Origin of the sequence: Serratia sp. TMDUHS_CL (assembly GCF_037137105.1) — a bacterium.
GTDB classification, from domain to species: domain Bacteria; phylum Pseudomonadota; class Gammaproteobacteria; order Enterobacterales; family Enterobacteriaceae; genus Serratia; species Serratia nevei.
This window is the reverse complement of record NZ_JBBBDV010000008.1, coordinates 63411-83762: the sequence shown is the minus strand read 5'-3', so window position 1 is coordinate 83762 and position 20352 is coordinate 63411. Positions and strand designations below refer to the sequence as shown.

Annotated in this window: 13 protein-coding genes; 8 read left to right on the top strand and 5 right to left on the bottom strand. The window is 60.5% G+C overall.

Annotation, left to right across the window (positions count from 1 at the left end):
• Positions 1-17: 17 nt before the first annotated feature.
• Positions 18-2744, bottom strand: coding sequence for a two-component sensor histidine kinase BarA (gene barA / locus WCL58_RS15795; RefSeq protein WP_336851363.1), 2727 nt, complete (start codon positions 2742-2744; stop codon positions 18-20).
• A gap of 66 nt (positions 2745-2810) precedes the next feature.
• On the opposite strand from barA, the gene rlmD reads away from it, so the two are divergent.
• The 8 genes from rlmD to WCL58_RS15755 all read left to right on the top strand — a co-directional run bounded on the left by rlmD (position 2811) and on the right by WCL58_RS15755 (position 13776).
• Positions 2811-4160 (top strand): 23S rRNA (uracil(1939)-C(5))-methyltransferase RlmD, encoded by a 1350-nt coding sequence (gene rlmD, locus WCL58_RS15790; RefSeq protein WP_060706237.1) that lies wholly within the window; start codon positions 2811-2813, stop codon positions 4158-4160.
• 9 nt (positions 4161-4169) lie between these two features.
• The gene (gene relA / locus WCL58_RS15785; RefSeq protein WP_060422513.1) at positions 4170-6401 is read left to right on the top strand and encodes a GTP diphosphokinase; all 2232 of its coding nucleotides are present in this window, start codon (positions 4170-4172) and stop codon (positions 6399-6401) included.
• Positions 6402-6503: 102 nt separating this feature from the next.
• Positions 6504-7298, top strand: a complete 795-nt coding sequence (mazG, locus tag WCL58_RS15780) for a nucleoside triphosphate pyrophosphohydrolase (protein ID WP_336851362.1) — start codon at positions 6504-6506, stop codon at positions 7296-7298.
• A gap of 348 nt (positions 7299-7646) precedes the next feature.
• A complete protein-coding gene (gene pyrG / locus WCL58_RS15775) occupies positions 7647-9284 on the top strand; it encodes a glutamine hydrolyzing CTP synthase (protein ID WP_102985444.1) in 1638 nt (545 codons plus the stop codon).
• An 81-nt stretch (positions 9285-9365) separates the two neighbouring features.
• Positions 9366-10661 carry a phosphopyruvate hydratase gene (gene eno, locus WCL58_RS15770; RefSeq protein WP_038873548.1) on the top strand — a complete coding sequence of 432 codons (1296 nt, stop codon included), beginning with the start codon at positions 9366-9368 and terminating at the stop codon, positions 10659-10661.
• A 297-nt stretch (positions 10662-10958) separates the two neighbouring features.
• Positions 10959-12149 carry an NAD(P)/FAD-dependent oxidoreductase gene (locus WCL58_RS15765; RefSeq protein WP_102985443.1) on the top strand — a complete coding sequence of 397 codons (1191 nt, stop codon included), beginning with the start codon at positions 10959-10961 and terminating at the stop codon, positions 12147-12149.
• Positions 12146-12550, top strand: coding sequence for a hypothetical protein (locus WCL58_RS15760; RefSeq protein ID WP_180548120.1), 405 nt, complete (start codon positions 12146-12148; stop codon positions 12548-12550). Before WCL58_RS15765 ends, WCL58_RS15760 begins: the two co-directional genes overlap by 4 nt.
• A 29-nt stretch (positions 12551-12579) precedes the next feature.
• Entirely contained in the window at positions 12580-13776 is a 1197-nt protein-coding gene (locus tag WCL58_RS15755; RefSeq protein ID WP_336851361.1) for a methionine gamma-lyase, read from the top strand.
• A 36-nt stretch (positions 13777-13812) separates the two neighbouring features.
• Here WCL58_RS15755 and WCL58_RS15750 read toward each other — a convergent pair whose 3' ends face one another.
• From WCL58_RS15750 to WCL58_RS15735, 4 genes are all read right to left on the bottom strand, one after another.
• Positions 13813-15207, bottom strand: coding sequence for an amino acid permease (locus tag WCL58_RS15750; RefSeq protein ID WP_087762922.1), 1395 nt, complete (start codon positions 15205-15207; stop codon positions 13813-13815).
• 102 nt (positions 15208-15309) lie between these two features.
• A complete protein-coding gene (gene hutH, locus WCL58_RS15745) occupies positions 15310-16845 on the bottom strand; it encodes a histidine ammonia-lyase (RefSeq protein WP_019455102.1) in 1536 nt (511 codons plus the stop codon).
• Entirely contained in the window at positions 16842-18533 is a 1692-nt protein-coding gene (hutU, locus tag WCL58_RS15740; RefSeq protein ID WP_041033306.1) for a urocanate hydratase, read from the bottom strand. Before hutU ends, hutH begins: the two co-directional genes overlap by 4 nt.
• A gap of 375 nt (positions 18534-18908) precedes the next feature.
• Positions 18909-20249, bottom strand: a complete 1341-nt coding sequence (locus tag WCL58_RS15735; RefSeq protein WP_336851360.1) for an MFS transporter — start codon at positions 20247-20249, stop codon at positions 18909-18911.
• Between the last annotated feature and the right edge of the window lie 103 nt (positions 20250-20352).

Below are 20352 nucleotides of genomic sequence, written 5' to 3'. Positions count from 1 at the left end.
CGTTATGGCCTGAGGATTCAGGCGGGTTGCGCCAGATGCGCGCGCGCCGCGTGGATCACCAGTTCAATCTCATCCAACAGCTCCAGCCACTCCGGCTCCAGTTCGTCGTTGGTGATGCCCTGACGCAGCTGCCGCTCGAGGTAGAAACACAGCTGCTTGAGGCGCGGCACGCCGCTGTAGCTGCAGCTGCCGTGCAGCTTATGGACCAGATCGAGGATCTCGTCGTCATGCTGGCCGTCGAGCAGCGCCTGTACCCGTTCGCGCACCTGCGGCAGGAAATCGAGCAGCATTTGCAGCAGATCGCGCGCCAGGTCCGGTTTGTTGGCCGCCTGACGCAGCGCCAGCGGCCAGTCGAGCGACAGCGGTGCGTCGTCGGCGATGGCGTTTTCCACGTCGCCGCTGTGGTAGCGCGACAGCACGCGGGTCAGCATTTTCTCGTCGATCGGTTTGGCCAGATAGTCGTCCATCCCGGCCTGCAGCAGGTGCTCGCGCTCGCCGCTGGCGGCATGGGCGGTAACGGCGACGATCGGCGTGGAGTTGTGATGCGGCAGCTGGCGGATCAGTTCGCTGGCGTGAATGCCGTCCATCTTCGGCATCTGAATGTCCATCAGGATCAAATCCAGCACGTTGTCGCGCGCTAGCGCCAGCGCTTCCTCACCGCTCTCGCACAGCAGGGTTTTTTCTACCTGTTCCCCCAGCAGCGTGCCGATCAGCTTCAGGTTGGCCGGGTTGTCGTCAACCGCCATCACCGTCAGCGGCAGGCGTTTACGCTCAGGCTGCGCGGTGAGGCGTGCCGGCGCTTCCATCCGGAGCAGAGGGAACAGTCGGGTGCTGGTGATCGGCTTGATCAGACAGCCGAGCGCGCCTTGTTGTTTAAGCAGCTCGGCGTCGATCTGCGCCTGGCACGGCAGCGCCAGAATCACCCGATCGGCCAGCTTCAGCGAGGCCAGCAATTTGTCCTCGTGCTGCGCCATGTTGTCGCGGAACGGGATAGGCACGCCGGCCAGCAGGAAGTCATAGTGGCCTGGCGGCAACTGGCCCAGCGTCGGCGAGTGGGTGATCACCAGCTGCGTGATGCTGAGCATGTTGAGCGTCGCCTGCGCCGCCGTCGGGTTGGACTCGATATAGGCGAGCGTTTTGCCGCTCAGATCCGGCAGGCTCGGCGCCAGCGACAGCATGCCCTCGTTCAGATCCAGCGTGATGTGGAACCAGAAGGTCGAGCCGCGGTTCAACTGGCTGTGGAAGCAGATATCGCCCCCCATTTCTTTCACCAGTTTTTGCGTGATCACCAGCCCCAGCCCGGTACCGCCGTGGCGGCGGGAGATGCTGGCGTCCGCCTGACGGAACGCCTGAAACAGCTGCGACTGCTGGCGTTCGGAGATGCCGATGCCGGTGTCGTGGATCTGCACTTCCACCTCCACCCGGCGATCCAGCTGTTTGCGCAGCTCGACGCGAATGTCGATATTGCCGGTTTCGGTGAACTTGATGGCGTTGCCCAGCAGGTTGGTGATGATTTGCTGCAGACGCAGCGAGTCGCCGATCACCTGCTCCGGCACGTCGTTGTGCACATCCAGCGTCAGCTCCAGCCCCTTGTCGTGGGCGCTGGGCGCCAGCAACACCACCACTTCGTCCAGCGTTTCACGCAGGGCGAAAGGAATATGCTCCAGCACCAGCTTGCCGGCTTCCAGCTTGGAGAAGTCCAGCACGTCGTTGATGATGGTCAGCAGGTTGTTGGCCGAGCGTTCGATGGTCTGCAAATAATCGGTCTGGGTCGCGCTCAGATCGGTTTTCAGCATCTGGCGGGTGAAGCCGATCACGCCGTTGAGCGGTGTACGCAGCTCGTGCGACATGTTGGCCAGGAATTCGGACTTGATGCGCGCCGCCTCCTGTGCGCGTTTTTTCGCCAGATCCAGCTCGACGTTCTGGATCTCCATCTGCTCCAGGGTTTCACGCAGGTCGGAGGTGGCCTGATCGATGTTCTGCTGCATCTCTTCGTGATAGGCGGTGAGCGACATCGCCATCGAGTTGATGCCGTTCTTCAGCATGTGCAGCTCGCCGAGCATGTAACCCTCCACGCGGCTGTCGAGCTGGCCGCGGCGGATACGGTCGACGGTGTTCACCATGTTGCGGATCGGGCCGGTCACGTCGCGCATCAGCCGGTAAGCGAACAGGATAGCGATGCACATGCACAGCAACAGCAGCAGGGTGGAGACGAAGACCTCTTTATATTGCTGCAGCCGCACTGACTGCAGATCCAGCTCGATCGCCACATAGCCCAGGTTGTTGTCGGGGTGGCTGCCGCCGTCGGCGGTTTCATCCGGATACTGGCTTTCCGACAGGATCGGCGTGCGCAGGATCAGCGAATCGCCGCGTCGGGTGAGCATCAGCTCGGTGGGCAACGGCACGCCTTTCGGCAGCTGTAGCTGAGCGAAGTTGTGATGATAATTGGAGGTGACGAACAAATTGTTCTGCGCATCGAACACGGTGATCGAACGCACGATGTCCGAATGGCGGCGGTGCAACAGGCTGACCAACTGCCTGACCGATTCGCGGCTGCGGAACGTCATGCCGTACTCGCTGGCCACCGCCAGCAGCTCGATGATGCTGGCGCCGGCGTCGACCAATTGCTCCTGCAGCTCGTTATAGCGGTGCACCACGAAGAAGGTGCTGAGCAGCAAACCAATCAGCAAGGTCGGGGCCAGAATCAGGATCATCATGCGCGCACGCAGGCTGTATTTGGTCATGGGATTCCAATGTGGGAGAATTGACAGCTGACACTAGCTTAATGAACCAGCACACAATCGACAAATATGGCGCAATTCTACTCTCCCAAACGCCGCGTGACGACCCGGCAGAGCTCACAAATCTTCACCGTGACGGTGAGCGATCTCGATCCTTTCGGCCAGGGCGTGGCGCGCCACGACGGCAAAGCGGTGTTCGTGCCGGGCGTATTGCCTGGCGAGCAGGCGGAAATCCAGCTGACCGAAGACAAGCGCCAGTTCGCCAAAGGCAAGCTCAAACGCTTGCTGAGCCGTAGCCCGCAGCGGGTGACGCCGCGCTGCCCGCATTTCGGCGTCTGCGGCGGCTGCCAGCAGCAGCATGCGGATGAAGCGCTGCAGCAGCAGAGCAAGGCGGCGGCGCTGGTGCGCATGATCGCCCGCGAAACCGGGGTGACCCCGCAGCAGGAACCGGTGATCGCCGGCCCGGAATACGGCTATCGCCGCCGCGCTCGCCTGAGCCTGGCATGGCAGCCGAAGTTGCAGCGCCTGATGATGGGTTTTCGACAGGCGGCCTCCAACGAGCTGGTGGCGGTGGAGCACTGCCCGGTGCTGCGGCCGGAGCTGGAACAGCTGCTGGCGCCGGTGCGCGCCTGCCTGAGCGGGCTGCAGGCGGTACGGCGGCTGGGGCATGTGGAGCTGGTGCTGGCGGACAACGGCCCGCTGCTGGTGCTGCGCCATCTCGACGCGCTGAAAGAGGCGGATCGGCAGGCGCTGTTGGCGTTTGGCGAGCGGGAAAACGTCGCCGTCTATCTGGCGCCGGACAGCGATCGCGTGGAGAAACTGTGCGGTGACACGCCGTATTATCAGGTTGACGGGCTACGCTTAGACTTCAGCCCGCGTGACTTTATTCAGGTCAATGACGCTGTAAACCAACAAATGGTGGCGCAGGCCCTTGAATGGCTCGATATTCAACCCAATGATCGGGTGCTGGACCTGTTCTGCGGCATGGGTAACTTCACCCTGCCGTTGGCGCGCCGCGCCGCTGCGGTGGTGGGCATCGAAGGTGTTGCCACGCTGGTAGCGAATGGGCAATATAATGCACATAAGAATAAGCTGAATAATGCATCGTTCTTCCACGAGAATCTGGAGGACGACGTTGCGCGGCAACCTTGGGCAGCACAAGGGTTTGATAAGGTGATGCTGGATCCCGCCCGTGCCGGTGCGGCCGGGGTGATGTCACACATTGTAAAACTGGCGCCGGCGCGGGTGGTGTATGTTTCCTGTAACCCCACCACGCTGGCTCGCGACAGCAAAGTGCTGTTGAGCGCCGGTTATCGTCTTGCGCGCGTGCGGATGTTGGATATGTTTCCGCACACGGGGCATCTTGAATCAATGGCGCTGTTTATCAACGAGCGCGCGCCAGAGGTCGCTGCAAAGTAGGGAGAAGTTATGGTTGCGGTAAGAAGTGCACATCTGAATACGGCGGGTGAATTCGCTCTCGATGAGTGGATCGCTGGCTTGGGGCTACCTAACCCGCAGTCATGTGAGCGATTGGCCGCAACCTGGCGTTATTGTGAGCAGCAGACCCAGAACCATCCCGACGCCTCGCTGCTGCTGTGGCGCGGTCTGGAGATGGTGGAAATCCTCTCGACGCTGAGCATGGACAACGACAGCATGCGCGCCGCGCTGCTGTTCCCGCTGGTGGACGCCGGCATCGTGCAGGAAGAGACCCTGACCGAAGCGTTCGGCAAGGGCATCGTCGCGCTGGTGCACGGCGTGCGCGACATGGACGCCATTCGCCAACTGAAAGCCACCCAAAACGACTCGATGGCCTCCGAGCAGGTCGACAACGTGCGCCGCATGCTGTTGGCGATGGTGGAGGATTTCCGCTGCGTGGTCATCAAGCTGGCGGAGCGCATCGCCCATCTGCGCGAGGTGAAAGACGCGCCGGAAGACGAACGCGTGCTGGCGGCGAAGGAATGTTCCAACATCTACGCCCCGCTGGCCAACCGGCTCGGCATCGGCCAGCTGAAGTGGGAGCTGGAGGATTTCTGCTTCCGCTACCTGCATCCGGAAGAATACAAGCGCATCGCCAAGCTGTTGCATGAGCGCCGCATCGATCGCGAACAGTTCATCGACGATTTCGTCGCCGGGCTGCGCACCGAGATGGCCAGCGAAGGCATTCGGGTGGAGATCTACGGCCGGCCGAAACACATCTACAGCATCTGGCGCAAGATGCAGAAAAAGCACCTGGCGTTCGACGAACTGTTCGACGTGCGCGCGGTGCGCATCGTGGCGGAGCGCCTGCAGGATTGCTATGCGGCGTTGGGCATCGTGCATACCCATTTCCGCCATCTGCCGGACGAGTTCGACGACTACGTCGCCAACCCGAAACCCAACGGCTACCAGTCGATCCACACCGTGGTGCTGGGGCCGCGCGGCAAAACCGTCGAGATTCAGATCCGCACCCGGCAAATGCATGAAGACGCCGAGCTGGGCGTGGCCGCGCACTGGAAGTACAAAGAGGGCGCGGGCGTGACCGTGCGCTCCGGCTACGAAGAACGCATCGCCTGGCTGCGTAAGCTCATCGCCTGGCAGGAAGAGATGGCGGACTCCGGCGAGATGCTCGACGAAGTGCGCAGCCAAGTGTTCGACGATCGGGTCTATGTGTTTACGCCGAAAGGCGACGTGGTGGATCTGCCGGCCGGCTCCACGCCGCTCGATTTCGCTTACCACATTCACAGCGACGTCGGTCACCGCTGTATCGGCGCCAAGATCGGCGGCCGCATCGTGCCGTTTACCTATCAGCTGAAGATGGGCGATCAGATTGAGATCATCACCCAGAAGCAGCCGAACCCGAGCCGCGACTGGCTGAACCCGAACCTGGGCTATGTCACCACCAGCCGCGGGCGCTCGAAGATCCATAACTGGTTCCGCAAGCAGGATCGCGACAAGAACATCCTCGCCGGTCGTCAGATGCTGGACAACGAACTGGAGCATCTCGGCATCAGCCTGAAAGAGGCCGAGAAGCTGTTGATCCCGCGCTACAACATGAACTCGCTGGACGAGGTGTTGGCGGCGATCGGCGGCGGGGACATTCGCCTGAACCAGATGGTGAATTACCTGCAGGGCAAGTTCAACAAGCCGAGCGCCGAAGAGCAGGATCGTGAGGCGCTGCGCCAGCTGGTGCAGCAGAAAGCGCCGCCGCCGACCCGCAACAAGGATAACGGCCGCGTGGTGGTGGAGGGCGTGGGCAACCTGATGCACCACATCGCCCGCTGCTGCCAGCCGATCCCAGGCGACGACATCGTCGGTTTTATCACCCAGGGGCGCGGTATTTCGATCCACCGTGCGGACTGCGATCAGCTGGTCGATTTGCAATCGCACGCGCCGGAGCGCATCGTCGATGCGGTATGGGGCGAAAGCTACTCCAGCGGTTATTCGCTGGTGGTGCGCGTGATGGCCAACGATCGCAGCGGGCTGTTGCGCGACATTACCACCATTCTGGCCAACGAAAAGGTCAATGTGCTGGGCGTCGCCAGCCGCAGCGATACCAAGAAGCAGTTGGCCACCATCGACATGGATATCGAAATTTACAACCAGCAGGTGCTGAGCCGGGTGCTGGCGAAGCTGAACCAACTGCCGGACGTGATAGACGCCAAGCGTTTGCACGGCAACTAAGCCCACATCGCCTTTCGGGCCGTATCGATAGCGGATGCGGCCCGAAATCCATGAATTCTGCGGGCGCTCCCCTGCGCCCCCATTCTTTCTCAGAGATTTTTTATGACCCAATCCACTCCGCTGCAGCGTCTGCTGAATATCATGAAAACGCTGCGCGACCCGCAGCTCGGCTGCTCGTGGGACCGCAAGCAAACCTTCGCCACCATTGCGCCTTATACGTTGGAAGAGACTTACGAAGTGCTGGACGCCATCGAACGGCAGGACTACGCCGATCTGCGCGATGAGCTGGGCGACTTGCTGTTTCAGGTGGTGTTCTACGCCCAGATGGGGCAGGAGCAGGGGCTGTTCGATTTTGATGAGGTGTGCACCGCCATCAGCGACAAGCTGGAGCGCCGACATCCGCACATCTTCGGCGACGCCGAGGGCGGAGACAGCGAAGCCGTGGCGGCGCGCTGGGAGCAGCTGAAGGCCGGTGAGCGCGCCGAAAAAGCGCTGCACTCGGTGCTGGACGACATTCCGCAGGCGCTGCCGGCGTTGATGAAAGCGCACAAGATCCAAAAACGCTGCGCTTCGGTCGGCTTCGACTGGAACACCCTGGGGCCGGTACTGGACAAAGTGTACGAAGAGATCGACGAAGTGATGCACGAAGCCCGCCAGGCGGTGGTCGACGAGAGCAAGCTGGAAGAGGAGATCGGCGATCTGCTGTTCGCCACGGTGAACCTGTCGCGCCATTTAGGCCACAAGGCGGAGAACGCGCTGCAGGCGGCGAACCGCAAGTTCGAGCGCCGCTTCCGCCAGGTGGAAGAGATTGTCCAGCAAAGCGGGCTGCGGCTTGAAGACGCCACGCTGGAGCAGATGGAAGAGGCCTGGCAGCAGGTGAAACGTCAGGAAAGTTGAATCGCCGCGACAATGTTGATCGCCGACAAGGTTCGCTCAAGCTGAAACGGTTAAGCTCTCGGTCAGATTAGAGGCGCAGGGCTGCCGTCGGCAGCGAAAGGCCAACAAACTGAAATCTAAGGCGTTTTATCGCTCCTGAGGGGCGGTAAAAAGAAATTTTCTCCGCTAACTCTTTGTATTTCCTGGAGGGTTTTGGGCGCGCCGGCGGAGTAAACCCTGATGAACACGGGAGGGCGGCCGAGATGATGGACAGCAAAACGATCGTTTGTAGGTCAGGAGAGGTTCGGGTATACTACTTTCCCGTCCTGGTTCTTCCATCGTCTTTAAACCTAAACTCTCAGGTTCAGCATGACAACTAATTATATTTTTGTGACCGGCGGGGTCGTATCCTCTCTGGGTAAAGGCATTGCCGCAGCCTCTCTGGCGGCTATTCTTGAAGCCCGTGGCCTCAACGTTACCATCATGAAACTGGACCCGTACATCAACGTGGATCCGGGCACCATGAGCCCGATTCAGCATGGGGAAGTTTTCGTCACCGAAGACGGCGCAGAAACCGATCTGGATTTGGGTCACTACGAGCGCTTCATCCGCACCAAGATGTCGCGTCGCAACAACTTCACCACCGGCCGCATCTACTCCGACGTGCTGCGTAAAGAACGCCGCGGCGACTATCTGGGCGCGACCGTGCAGGTCATTCCGCACATCACCAACGCGATCAAAGAGCGCATCATCGAAGGTGGCGAAGGCCACGATGTGGTGCTGGTGGAAATCGGCGGCACCGTCGGCGATATCGAATCGCTGCCGTTCCTCGAAGCCATCCGTCAGATGGCGGTGGAAGTGGGCCGCGAGCACACGCTGTACATGCACCTGACGCTGGTGCCGTACATGGCGGCGGCGGGCGAAGTGAAAACCAAGCCGACCCAGCATTCCGTAAAAGAGCTGCTTTCCATCGGTATTCAGCCTGATGTGCTGATTTGCCGTTCCGATCGCGCGGTTCCTGCTAACGAACGCGCTAAAATCGCGCTTTTCTGCAACGTGCCGGAAAAAGCGGTTATCTCTCTGAAAGACGTTGATTCTATTTATAAAATCCCAGGCCTATTGAAATCTCAGGGGCTGGACGATTATATTTGTAAACGATTCAGCTTGAACGCACCGGAAGCTAACCTGGCCGAATGGGAACAGGTGATCTACGAAGAAGCCAATCCGGGCGGCGAAGTGACCATTGGTATGGTCGGCAAATACGTTGAGCTGCCGGACGCCTACAAGTCGGTGATCGAAGCGCTGAAGCACGGCGGGCTGAAAAACCGTCTGACCGTGAACATCAAGCTGATCGACTCGCAGGACGTGGAAACCCGCGGCGTGGAAGTGCTGAAAGGGCTGGATGCGATCCTGATCCCGGGCGGCTTCGGCTACCGCGGCGTGGAAGGCAAAGTGATGACCGCACGCTATGCGCGCGAGAACAACATTCCTTACCTGGGCATTTGCCTGGGCATGCAGGTGGCGTTGATGGAGTTCGCTCGCAACGTGGCCGGCATGGAAAACGCCAACTCCACCGAGTTTATGCCAGACTGTAAGTACCCGGTAGTGGCGTTGATCACCGAATGGCGCGACGAAGACGGCAACGTCGAAGTGCGCAGCGAAGAAAGCGATTTGGGCGGCACGATGCGCGTAGGTGGCCAACAGTGCCACCTGAGCGACGACAGCCTGGTGCGTCAGCTGTACGGCGAACCGACCATTGTCGAGCGTCACCGTCACCGTTACGAAGTTAACAACATGCTGTTGAAGCAGATCGAAGCCGCAGGGCTGCGTGTCGCCGGTCGTTCCGCCGACAACAAGCTGGTCGAGATCATTGAACTGCCGAATCACCCGTGGTTTGTAGCCTGTCAGTTCCACCCGGAATTTACGTCTACGCCGCGTGATGGGCATCCGCTGTTCGCCGGCTTCGTGAAAGCCGCAGGCGAGCATCAGAAGCGCCAGGTGAAATAAAATATTTGGTAGGCGGCGCGCGGTGAGAACCGCGCGCTGTTTGTCTGGAGTTTTAGTTTAACTTGTACTGAGGAAAACCTAATGTCCAAAATCGTTAAAGTCATCGGTCGTGAAATCATCGACTCCCGCGGTAACCCGACTGTTGAAGCCGAAGTTCATCTGGAAGGCGGTTTCGTCGGCCTGGCTGCTGCGCCGTCAGGTGCTTCTACCGGTTCCCGCGAAGCGCTGGAACTGCGTGACGGTGACAAGTCTCGTTTCCTGGGTAAAGGCGTACTGAAAGCCGTTGCTGCAGTAAACGGTCCGATTGCTCAGGCAGTACTGGGTAAAGATGCCAAAGACCAGGCGAACATCGACAAGATCATGATCGATCTGGACGGCACCGAGAACAAATCCAACTTCGGCGCCAACGCCATTCTGGCGGTTTCCCTGGCAGCAGCGAAAGCGGCCGCAGCCTCTAAAGGCATGCCGCTGTATGAGCACATCGCTGAACTGAACGGCACCCCAGGCAAATTCTCCATGCCACTGCCGATGATGAACATCATCAACGGCGGCGAGCACGCTGACAACAACGTCGACATTCAGGAATTCATGATTCAGCCGGTTGGCGCGAAAACCCTGAAAGAAGCGGTGCGCATCGGTTCTGAAGTGTTCCACCACCTGGCGAAAGTCCTGAAAGCCAAAGGCATGAACACCGCCGTGGGCGACGAAGGCGGCTATGCGCCAAACCTGGGTTCCAACGCCGAAGCGCTGGCGGTTATCGCTGAAGCGGTAAAAGCGGCGGGCTACGAGCTGGGCAAAGACGTGACCCTGGCGATGGACTGTGCGGCTTCCGAATTCTACAAAGACGGTAAATACGTGCTGGCCGGCGAAGGCAATAAAGCCTTCACTTCCGAAGAGTTCACTCACTTCCTGGAAGATCTGACCAAACAGTACCCAATCGTGTCTATCGAAGACGGCCTGGATGAATCAGACTGGGCGGGCTTCGCTTACCAGACCAAAGTTCTGGGCGACAAAATCCAGCTGGTGGGCGACGATCTGTTCGTGACCAACACCAAGATCCTGAAAGAAGGCATCGAGAAAGGCATCGCTAACTCCATCCTGATCAAGTTCAACCAGATCGGTTCTCTGACCGAAACGCTGGCTGCTATCAAGATGGCGAAAGACGCTGGCTACACCGCGGTGATCTCTCACCGTTCCGGTGAAACCGAAGACGCGACCATCGCCGACCTGGCGGTAGGGACTGCGGCTGGCCAGATCAAAACCGGTTCCATGAGCCGTTCTGACCGCGTTGCCAAATACAACCAACTGATCCGTATCGAAGAAGCGCTGGGTGACCGTGCGCCGTTCAACGGCCTGAAAGAAGTTAAAGGCCAGTAAGTTCGACCGATTCGGTTGTTAAATAAAAACCCGCTGCGGCGGGTTTTTTTATCGGTAACTGTTGGAGCATTGTTTTATAAATAATAAGCTATTTATATTTTAGCTGTTATTTAAAGCGAAAATTCTACGATAAAAATAAAACACAGCCTTTTATATTCCATTTTTGTTTGCTTTATAAATATTCGTTACTAGACTGCCAATGAGGCAGAGTTATTTATCGCCGTCCTGCCGTTTAACTTTTTCACTCACGTAATGTTTAAATTCTGCCGGCTTGTTAACCGGTTGAGTGAGGGCTTGATGCGTCAGAGAATCGTTATTGTCGGCGGTGGGACCGGGGGCACGATATTGGCCAATTTGTTGGCCGCTAAACTGCACCAGGATATCTTGAATAATAAAGTTGAGTTGTTAATGATTTCCGATTCGCCGCTGCATTATTACAAGCCGGCGTTTATGTATGTCGCGTTCAATGCTTTTTTCAAGCAAGAGCTCCTTCGTTCTCAGCAGAGTTTATTGCGGCCGGAAATCCGATTTATTGTCGATAAAGTGGAATCTTTCGATTTAAAACAGCGATGTGTGGCCACGCAAAGCGGGAAAATTTATTCCTATGATTTTCTGGTGTTCGCCACCGGCTGCGTGCCGTGGCCGGAGCGCATCGAGGGATTGGCGCAGGCGGGCGATCATTTTTACCAGTATCAGGCCGCCAGGCGCTTGGCGCATAAACTGGCGACCATCGAGAAAGGGCGTATCTTTATCACCGTTTCTTTCCCCGAAACGCCCAACGTGCCCCACCAGTGCGGCATCGCGCCGATCGAAACCACGCTGATGCTGGACGACTACCTGCGGCGGCGCGGCGTGCGTAAAGCGGTGGAGATTGTGTACACCTACCCCACCATTTCCCAGCTGTTGCGCAATTGCCTGTTTTTGCAGCGTCCGACCGGCGAAGCGCTGCCCGCCATTTTTGCCGCACGCGACATTCTCCACCAGCGAGGGTTTACCCTCAGCCGGGTAGACGCCCAGCGTAACATCGCCTGTTCCGCTGAGGGGGAAGAGCAGCCGTTCGACATTCTGATGGCGACGCCGCCGATTCGCGCAGTCGAGGCGGTGCGCAATACCGGGTTGAGCGAGAGTCAAAACGGTGAAGGTTGGCTGCCGACCGATCATCAAACGCTGCAGGTCTATGGCCAGCAGGGCGTGTATGTCATAGGCGATACCGTGGATTTGCCGGTCAGCAAGGCCGGCGGTTCTTGCCATAATCAGGCGCCGGTCATTGCCGACAACATCGTGGCGGAAATGCGGCTGGGTCAAACCGTGAGCCATTATGACGGCAAGGTGCAGGCGGTCGCGCAAATGGGGTTGAATGCCGGCATGCCGCTGGTGTACGACTACCGTCACGACGTGCTGCCGACGCCCGCCACCAAGGTGGGCGGCATGCTGCGCAATGGGTTTAACCGCGGTCTTTACTGGGCCACGGTAAGGGGGCTGATATGACGGAAAGCACGGTGCATGCGGCTGACCTGCAATCATTGGCGGCGTTGCTCGAGAAACTGCAGCCGCTGCTGGCGGGCGGCCGGTTGGATAACGTGGTCGATCTGCTGTCGTTGCTGTCGGACGTGGTGGATATTGCCGACAACGCGCTGGTAGAAAAACTGGCAGGCGTGTTTGAAGGGCTGGTTACGGTCGGTTGGGAGGGAGGGACTGCGTTGAAGATGGCGCACAGCGAGCTGCAATTGAACCCGCCGCCCGCCAATTTTCGAGCGGCTTACGCCTTGCTGAAGCATCCGGATACTTTACTGGGCATCATGCTGCTGCTGCGTACTCTGCAAATCATCGGCGGGCGCACGCGGGACAGCGCGTTGCCGCTCTCGCTCCAGGATGAGCCATCGAATTAAGCTTTCCCACTCAGGTAAGGAGTTGCGTTATGTCCGCCATCACAACTGGCCACGCTTTCGCCACCCGCGCCATTCATTACGGCTACGATCCCCAGCAGCATCAGGGAGCGCTGTGCCCGCCGGTGTTTATGAGTTCTACCTTTACCTTTCCCACGGCGGAATATGGCGGCGCCTGCTTTGCCGGCACCGAGTCGGGGTACGTTTATTCGCGCATCGCCAACCCGACGTTAAACTTGCTCGAGCAGCGCATCGCCAACCTGGAAGAGGGGGAAGCGGCGGTGGCGTTCGCTTCCGGCATGGGGGCGATCACCGCGTGTTGCTGGACGCTGCTCAGTCCGGGTGATGAGCTGATCGTCGATGAAACCGTGTATGGCTGCACCTTCAGCTATTTCCACCACGGTCTGGCGCGTTTCGGCGTCAAGGTGACCCACGTCGATCTGACTCGGCCGGAGCGGTTGGCCACGGCGATAGGCCCGCGCACCCGGTTGGTATATTGCGAAACCCCGGCTAACCCCAACATGCGCTTGATCGATATCGCTGCGGTGGCGGAGATCGCACACCGGCATCAGGCGCTGTTGTTGGTGGACAATACCTACTGTACGCCGTATCTGCAGCGGCCGCTGACGCTGGGCGCCGATATTGTGGTGCATTCGGCCACTAAATATCTCGGCGGCCACGGCGACCTGCTGGCGGGGCTGGCGGTGACGCGTCGTGAACTGGCGCAGGCTATTCGGCTGGAAGGGCTGAAGGACATGAACGGGGCGGTAATGTCGGCGCAGGATGCCGCGTTGGTGCTGCGCGGGGTGAAAACCTTGCCGCTGCGCATGGACCGTCATTGCGATAACGCGCAGCGCCTGGCGGAGATGTTGACGGAGCATCCGGCGGTCGAGCGGGTATATTACCCCGGCCTGGCGAACTTCCCGCAGCATGCGTTGGCGCAGCGGCAAATGGCGCGCCCCGGCGGCATGCTGGCGTTTGAACTGCGGGGCGGCCTGCGTGCAGGCATTCGCTTCCTCAACGCGCTGCAGCTCATCTTGCGCGCGGTCAGCCTGGGCGATTGCGAAAGCCTGGCGCAGCACCCGGCCAGCATGACGCACTCGGCCTACACGCAGGAAGAGCGGAAACGGCACCACATCAGCGAGGGGCTGGTGCGGCTGTCGGCCGGGCTGGAGGCGTTTGACGATCTGCAGGCGGATATCCTGCAGGCGTTGGCGCAGGCGCAATAAAAAACCCGCCGCAGCGGGTTTTATTAGAAGTGAGCGTTACATCTGCTGCGTTGCCGCGCTCACCGGCGAGCCGCCGCCTTTCTTGCGCACCCACAGCCAGTAAGCCACGGTGAGTAAAGCGATCCACACCAGCCCGACGTACAGCGCGATGCGGCTCTCTTCGAAGTAGCCGAGCAGGCCGATGACAAATGCCATAAAGGCGGTCGCCAATGCCGGCGCCACTGGCCACCACGGCACCGGGAAGCTCAGCTGACGGGTTTCCTCCGGCGACAGCGTGCGGCGCATGACGATCTGCGACAGCAGGATCATCAGCCACACCCAGACGGTGGCGAAGGTGGCGATCGAGGCGATGATCATGAAGACCTTCTCCGGGATCAGGTAGTTGAGCACCACCGCCAGCAGCAGAGCGATCGACATCACCAGCACCGTCATCCACGGCACGCCGCTGGCGGTCAGTTTGGTGAAGCTGCGCGGCGCCTGGCCGTCCTGCGCCATGCCGTACATCATGCGGCCGGCGCCGAAGATGTCGCTGTTAATGGCCGAGATGGCGGCGGTGATCACCACCACGTTCAGCACGTTGGCGGCGGAGCTGATGCCGAGGTTGCTGAAGATCTCCACGAACGGGCTGCCGTTTTGGCCGATGCTGTTCCACGGATAGATCGCCATCAGCACCGTCAGCGTCAGCACGTAGAACAGCAGGATGCGCACCGGCACGGCGTTGATCGCTTTCGGCAGCACTTTGGCGGGGTCTTTCGCCTCGCTGGCGGTAATGCCGATGATCTCGATGCCGCCGAAGGCGAACATCACCACCGCCAATGACGCGACCACGCCGCCGATGCCGTTAGGCATAAAGCCGCCGTGCTGCCACAGGTTACTGATACCGGTGGCGTGCTGAGTTTGGCCGAAGCCGAACAGCATCACCGCCGCGCCGCCGACGATCATCGCCACGATGGCGGCGACCTTGACCAGCGACAGCCAGAATTCCAGCTCGCCGAATACCTTGACGCTGCACAGGTTGAGCGCGCCGATAAACAGAATGATGCTGAGCACCCAGACCCACTGGGCGACCTCCGGGAACCACAGCCCCATATAAATGCCGAAGGCGGTGACGTCCGCCAAGGCGACGATCACCATTTCGAAGGTGTAGGTCCAACCGGTGAGGAACCCGGCCAGCGGGCCGAGATAGTGGCTGGCGTAGTGGCCGAACGAGCCGGAAACCGGTTGGTGCACCGCCATTTCACCCAGCGCGCGCATTACCATGAACACCGCCGCGCCGCCCACCAGGTAGGCCAGCAGCACGGCCGGGCCGGCCAGCTGGATGGCGCCGGCGGAGCCGTAGAACAGGCCGGTGCCGATCGCCGAGCCGAGAGCCATGAAACGGATGTGCCGCGCGTTTAGTCCGCGTCTGAGTTGTGTCGTTTCGTTACGCATGTTGCTTCCCGTTAAGTGTTTGCCGAACAGGCACGCGCTGCCCGCGCCGGGTGGAACGCACCCGGCGGGGCAGAACAAACTGCGTGATTCAGTGTGTGATGATTATGCCTGGCTAGGCAGCAGCGCCGCAGGCAGCAGCGATGTCAGGTGACCGGCCGCCAAGAGTTGGCTGGCGGCTTCAATGTCGGGGGCGAAGAAACGGTCCTTGTCGTAGAAACTGACATGCTCGCGCAGCAGACGGCGCGCCTGCTCCAGACCTTCCGAGGTCTTCAGGCCGTTGCGGAAATCCAGGCCCTGGCAGGCGGCCAGCCATTCGACCGCCAGAATGCCGCGCACGTTGTCCGCCATGCTCCACAGGCGGCGACCGGCGGCCGGCGCCATGGAAACGTGGTCTTCCTGGTTGGCGGAGGTCGGAATGCTGTCGACGCTCGACGGGTGCGCCAGCGCTTTGTTTTCGCTGGCCAGCGCCGCGGCGGTCACCTGGGCGATCATGAAGCCGGAGTTCACGCCGCCGTTCTCCACCAGGAACGGTGGCAGCTGCGACATGTGCTTGTCCATCATCAGCGAGATGCGGCGTTCGGACAGCGAACCGATTTCGGCAAACGCCAGCGCCAGGTTATCGGCGGCCATCGCTACCGGTTCGGCGTGGAAGTTGCCGCCGGACAGCACGTCGCCCTGTTCGGCGAACACCAGCGGGTTATCGGAGACGGCGTTGGCTTCGATTTCCAGCACCTCGGCGGCCTGGCGGATCTGCGTCAGGCAGGCGCCCATTACCTGTGGCTGGCAGCGCAGGGAGTAAGGATCCTGCACTTTTTCACAGTTGCGGTGCGAGTCGGAGACTTCGCTGCGCGCACCGAGCAGGTGGCGATAGGCGAGGGCGGCGTCGATCTGGCCGCGCTGGCCGCGCACCTCGTGGATACGCGCATCGAACGGGCTGCGAGAGCCCAGCGCCGCTTCCACCGTCAGGCTGCCCGCCACGGTCGCGGCGGCGAACAGATCTTCGGCATCGAACAGGCCGCGCAGCGCGAAGGCGGCGGAGACCTGGGTGCCGTTCAGCAGCGCCAGGCCCTCTTTCGCCGCCAGCGTCAGCGGTTTCAGGCCGGCTTTGGCCAGCGCTTCGGTCGCCGGCAGCCATTGGCCCTGATGGCGCGCCTGGCCTTCGCCCAGCAGCACCAGGCTCATGTGCGCCAGCGGCGCCAGGTCGCCGGAGGCGCCGACGGAGCCTTTCAGCGGGATATGTGGATAAACTTCGGCGTTGACCAGTGCGATCAGCGCCTGAATGACTTCCAGACGAATGCCGGAGAAGCCGCGCGACAGGCTGTTGATCTTCAGCACCATGATCAGGCGCACCAGGTTGTCGTCGGTCGGCTCGCCCACGCCGGCGGCGTGTGACAGCACGATCGAACGCTGCAGGTTTTCCAGATCGTCGCGGGCGATGCGCGTCGAAGCCAGCAGGCCAAATCCGGTGTTGATGCCGTAAGTGGTGCGGTTTTCTTCAACGATGCGTTCCACGCAGGCCACGCTCTGCTGGATTGGCGCGTAGGCGTTGTCGTCCAGCGTCAGCGTCACCGGGTGTTGATAGACGTCGCGTAGCTGGGCCAGCGTCAGTTTGCCAGGGCGAATAGTCAGCGCTTTCATGCTTTTTCTCCTTGGGTCGCGGCAACCATCGGCAGGTTCAGGCCTTGCTCACGGGCGCAGTCGATAGCGATATCGTAACCGGCGTCGGCGTGACGCATGACCCCGGTAGCCGGGTCATTGTGCAGGACGCGGGCGATGCGCTCGGCGGCCTCGTCGGTGCCGTCGCAGACGATCACCATGCCGGAGTGTTGGGAGAAGCCCATACCGACGCCGCCGCCGTGGTGCAGGGAAACCCAGGTGGCGCCGCTGGCGGTGTTCAGCAGGGCGTTCAGCAACGGCCAGTCGGAAACCGCATCGGAACCGTCTTTCATCGCTTCGGTTTCACGGTTCGGGCTGGAAACGGAGCCGGAATCCAGGTGGTCGCGGCCGATGACGATCGGGGCGGACAGTTCGCCGCGGCGCACCATCTCGTTGAACGCCAGGCCCAGCTTGGCGCGCTGGCCAAGGCCAACCCAGCAGATGCGCGCCGGCAGGCCCTGGAAGCTGATGCGCTCGCGCGCCATGTCCAGCCAGCGGTGCAGGTGTTCGTCATCCGGGATCAGCTCTTTCACCATGGCGTCTGTTTTGTAGATGTCCTGCGGATCGCCGGACAGCGCCGCCCAGCGGAACGGCCCGATACCGCGGCAGAACAGCGGACGGATGTAGGCCGGCACGAAGCCCGGGAAGTCGAAGGCGTTGTCGACGCCGGTTTCTTTCGCCATCTGGCGAATGTTGTTGCCGTAGTCGAAGGTCGGCACGCCCATCTGCTGGAACGCCAGCATGGCTTTGACGTGATCGGCCATCGACTGTTTGGCGGCGGCGACCACTTTAGCCGGCTCGGTCTGGGCGCGCTGGCGATACTCTTCCCAGCTCCAACCCTTCGGCAGGTAGCCGTTCAGTGGATCGTGGGCGCTGGTCTGATCGGTGACCATGTCCGGGCGCACGCCGCGGCGAACCAGCTCCGGCAGAATTTCCGCCGCGTTGCCGCACAGGGCGATGGAGATGGCTTTGCCTTCTGAGGTGTATTTTTTGATGCGGGCCAGCGCGTCGTCCAGATCGTTGGCCTGCTCATCGACGTAGCGGGTTTTCAGGCGGAAATCGATGCGGCTCTGCTGACATTCGATGTTCAGCGAGCAGGCGCCCGCCAGCGTCGCGGCCAGCGGCTGCGCGCCGCCCATGCCGCCCAGGCCGGCGGTCAGTACCCAGCGGCCCTGCAGGCTGCCGTCGTAATGCTGGCGGCCCGCTTCGACGAAGGTCTCATAGGTGCCCTGAACGATGCCCTGGCTGCCGATGTAGATCCAGCTGCCGGCGGTCATCTGGCCATACATGGCCAGGCCTTTGGCGTCCAGTTCGTTGAAGTGTTCCCAGGTGGCCCAGTGCGGCACCAGGTTGGAGTTGGCGATCAGCACGCGCGGGGCGTTGCTGTGGGTTTTGAAGACGCCGACCGGCTTGCCGGACTGCACCAGCAGGGTTTCGTCTTCTTCCAGCGTTTTCAGTGTTTCGACGATCTTGTCGTAGCAATCCCAGTCGCGTGCGGCGCGGCCGATGCCGCCGTACACCACCAGCTCGTGTGGGTTCTCCGCAACTTCAGGATCGAGGTTGTTCATCAGCATGCGTAACGGCGCTTCGGTCAGCCAGCTTTTTGCGTTTAATTGTGTGCCGCGTGGCGCGCGTACATCGACATTGCGAACTTTGTTATTTGTAGTCACAGCAGTTTCCTCAAACAGTATCGGTGCAGATTCCATGCCGCGGTGGGGATGAGTACCACGGCATAACAATGCGTAGGGCTTATTAACATATACTTGTATGTACAAGCATGTGCAACACTGACCAGTTGCCGCTGAAAAGTGGCATAAGAAAAAGTTATTTTCTTTTTATATCAGGTTGATATGCGATTTTTCATCGCCGGCTTCATGTACGAAAAGCCGGAGAAAAGTGAGCTGTTCGGCAAAAATGAATTAAAAATGACTCATTTTTGGGCGGCTAGTCACAATATTTTTACAGACTGATTACAGTTGGCGGCGGAGGATAAACAAGCCCTATCACCGCGGGAAGAAAGCCCGCCGTGGGCGGGCTTGCCAGGCTCAGGCGGCCGGTTGCAGCATCGGCTTGCGGCTCATCTTGCACACCGTGGCGATGGCGGCGATCAGCGCCGGAACGCACAGGAACATCAGGATGCTCTGCACTTCCCACTGCATCGCCAGCAGTTGGGCGCCCATCATGGTGCCGGCGACGCCGCCGAAGCGGCCGATGCCCTGCATCCAGGCGATGCCGGTGGCGCGGCTGTGGGTGGGGTAGAAGGTGGCCGCCAGCGTTTGCAGTCCGGACTGCGCACCGTTCATGGTGACGCCCATCAGGAAGATGAAGGCGCCCAGCAATACGATCTGCTTGTCTTCGGTCGCCATCGCCACGATCAGCAGGGCGGTGACGACAAAGCCGCTCGAGACCACCTTGTGCGCATTCCAGCGATCCATCAGCCAGCCGGCTACCAGGATGCCGAGCGTGCCGCCGAAGGTGAACAGCGAGGTGAGCATCGCCGACTGTTCCAGCTGATAGCCCAGCCCCTGCATCAGGATTGGCATCCAGCTCAGCAACACGTAGTAGATCACCAGCCCCATGAAGTAGGTCACCCACAGCATCAGCGTGCCGAGCAGATAAGGGCGGCTGAACAGCAGGCCGACGCTGGTCTTGGCCTGCGTCAGCTTCTCTTCGTACAGGTAAAAACGCGTTACACCATCAAGGCTCTGGCTGACGAAGCGTTGCGCGATGCGCTTGATCTTCGCCGCATCCTGCCCGCGGTTGACCATATATTTGACCGATTCCGGCAGCAGCAGGATCAGCAAGACCGTCAACGCCAGCGGCGCAATGGCGCCGAGCAACAGCACGCTGTGCCAGCCGTAGCTCGGGATCAGCCACGATGAAATGGCAGCGCCGCCGGCCGCGCCCAGCGGAAAGCCGCAGTACATGGTATTGATCGCCAGCGAACGGCAGCGCTGCGGCGCGTATTCGGAGATCAGCGTGATGGCGTTGGGCATCGCCGCTCCCAGCCCGAGGCCGGTGAGGAAACGCCACAGCGTCAGGCTATTGAGCGAGCCGGCGTAGGCGGTGGCCAGGCTCGACAGGCCGAAGAACAGGCAGGAAAACACCAGCACGCGCTTGCGGCCGATGCGGTCGGAGATTGGCCCGGCGATCAGCGCGCCGAGCGACAGCCCCAGCAGCGCGGCGCTCAGCACCGGCCCCAGATCCTGTTTGACGATGCCCCAGTCTTTGGCGACCGAGGGGGCGATATAGCCCATGGCGGCGGTATCGAAACCGTCGATGGCGAGGATCAGGAATCCGAGAATGATCAGGGTCCAGTGAAACAGCGAAAACTTGCTGTCGTCGATGGCCTGCTGAATGTTCAACTCGCTGGTGGAATGAGTCATGGCACCCTCTAAACGCAGATGTAGTCGTGATGGATGGAACGTGGCCGAAACTGGCGCTCGGCTTGTGTTTGCTTGTATATACATCTGCGCGTCGGCGCTTTAT

Coding starts and splice junctions, on each gene's coding strand:
- WCL58_RS15735 (WP_336851360.1), bottom strand. CDS start 20,249: ATGACTCATTCCACCAGCGAGTTGAACATTCAGCAGGCCATCGACGAC.
- WCL58_RS15755 (WP_336851361.1), top strand. CDS start 12,580: ATGTCCGCCATCACAACTGGCCACGCTTTCGCCACCCGCGCCATTCAT.
- mazG (WP_336851362.1), top strand. CDS start 6,504: ATGACCCAATCCACTCCGCTGCAGCGTCTGCTGAATATCATGAAAACG.
- WCL58_RS15760 (WP_180548120.1), top strand. CDS start 12,146: ATGACGGAAAGCACGGTGCATGCGGCTGACCTGCAATCATTGGCGGCG.
- WCL58_RS15750 (WP_087762922.1), bottom strand. CDS start 15,207: ATGCGTAACGAAACGACACAACTCAGACGCGGACTAAACGCGCGGCAC.
- relA (WP_060422513.1), top strand. CDS start 4,170: ATGGTTGCGGTAAGAAGTGCACATCTGAATACGGCGGGTGAATTCGCT.
- pyrG (WP_102985444.1), top strand. CDS start 7,647: ATGACAACTAATTATATTTTTGTGACCGGCGGGGTCGTATCCTCTCTG.
- eno (WP_038873548.1), top strand. CDS start 9,366: ATGTCCAAAATCGTTAAAGTCATCGGTCGTGAAATCATCGACTCCCGC.
- WCL58_RS15765 (WP_102985443.1), top strand. CDS start 10,959: ATGCGTCAGAGAATCGTTATTGTCGGCGGTGGGACCGGGGGCACGATA.
- rlmD (WP_060706237.1), top strand. CDS start 2,811: ATGGCGCAATTCTACTCTCCCAAACGCCGCGTGACGACCCGGCAGAGC.
- hutH (WP_019455102.1), bottom strand. CDS start 16,845: ATGAAAGCGCTGACTATTCGCCCTGGCAAACTGACGCTGGCCCAGCTA.
- barA (WP_336851363.1), bottom strand. CDS start 2,744: ATGACCAAATACAGCCTGCGTGCGCGCATGATGATCCTGATTCTGGCC.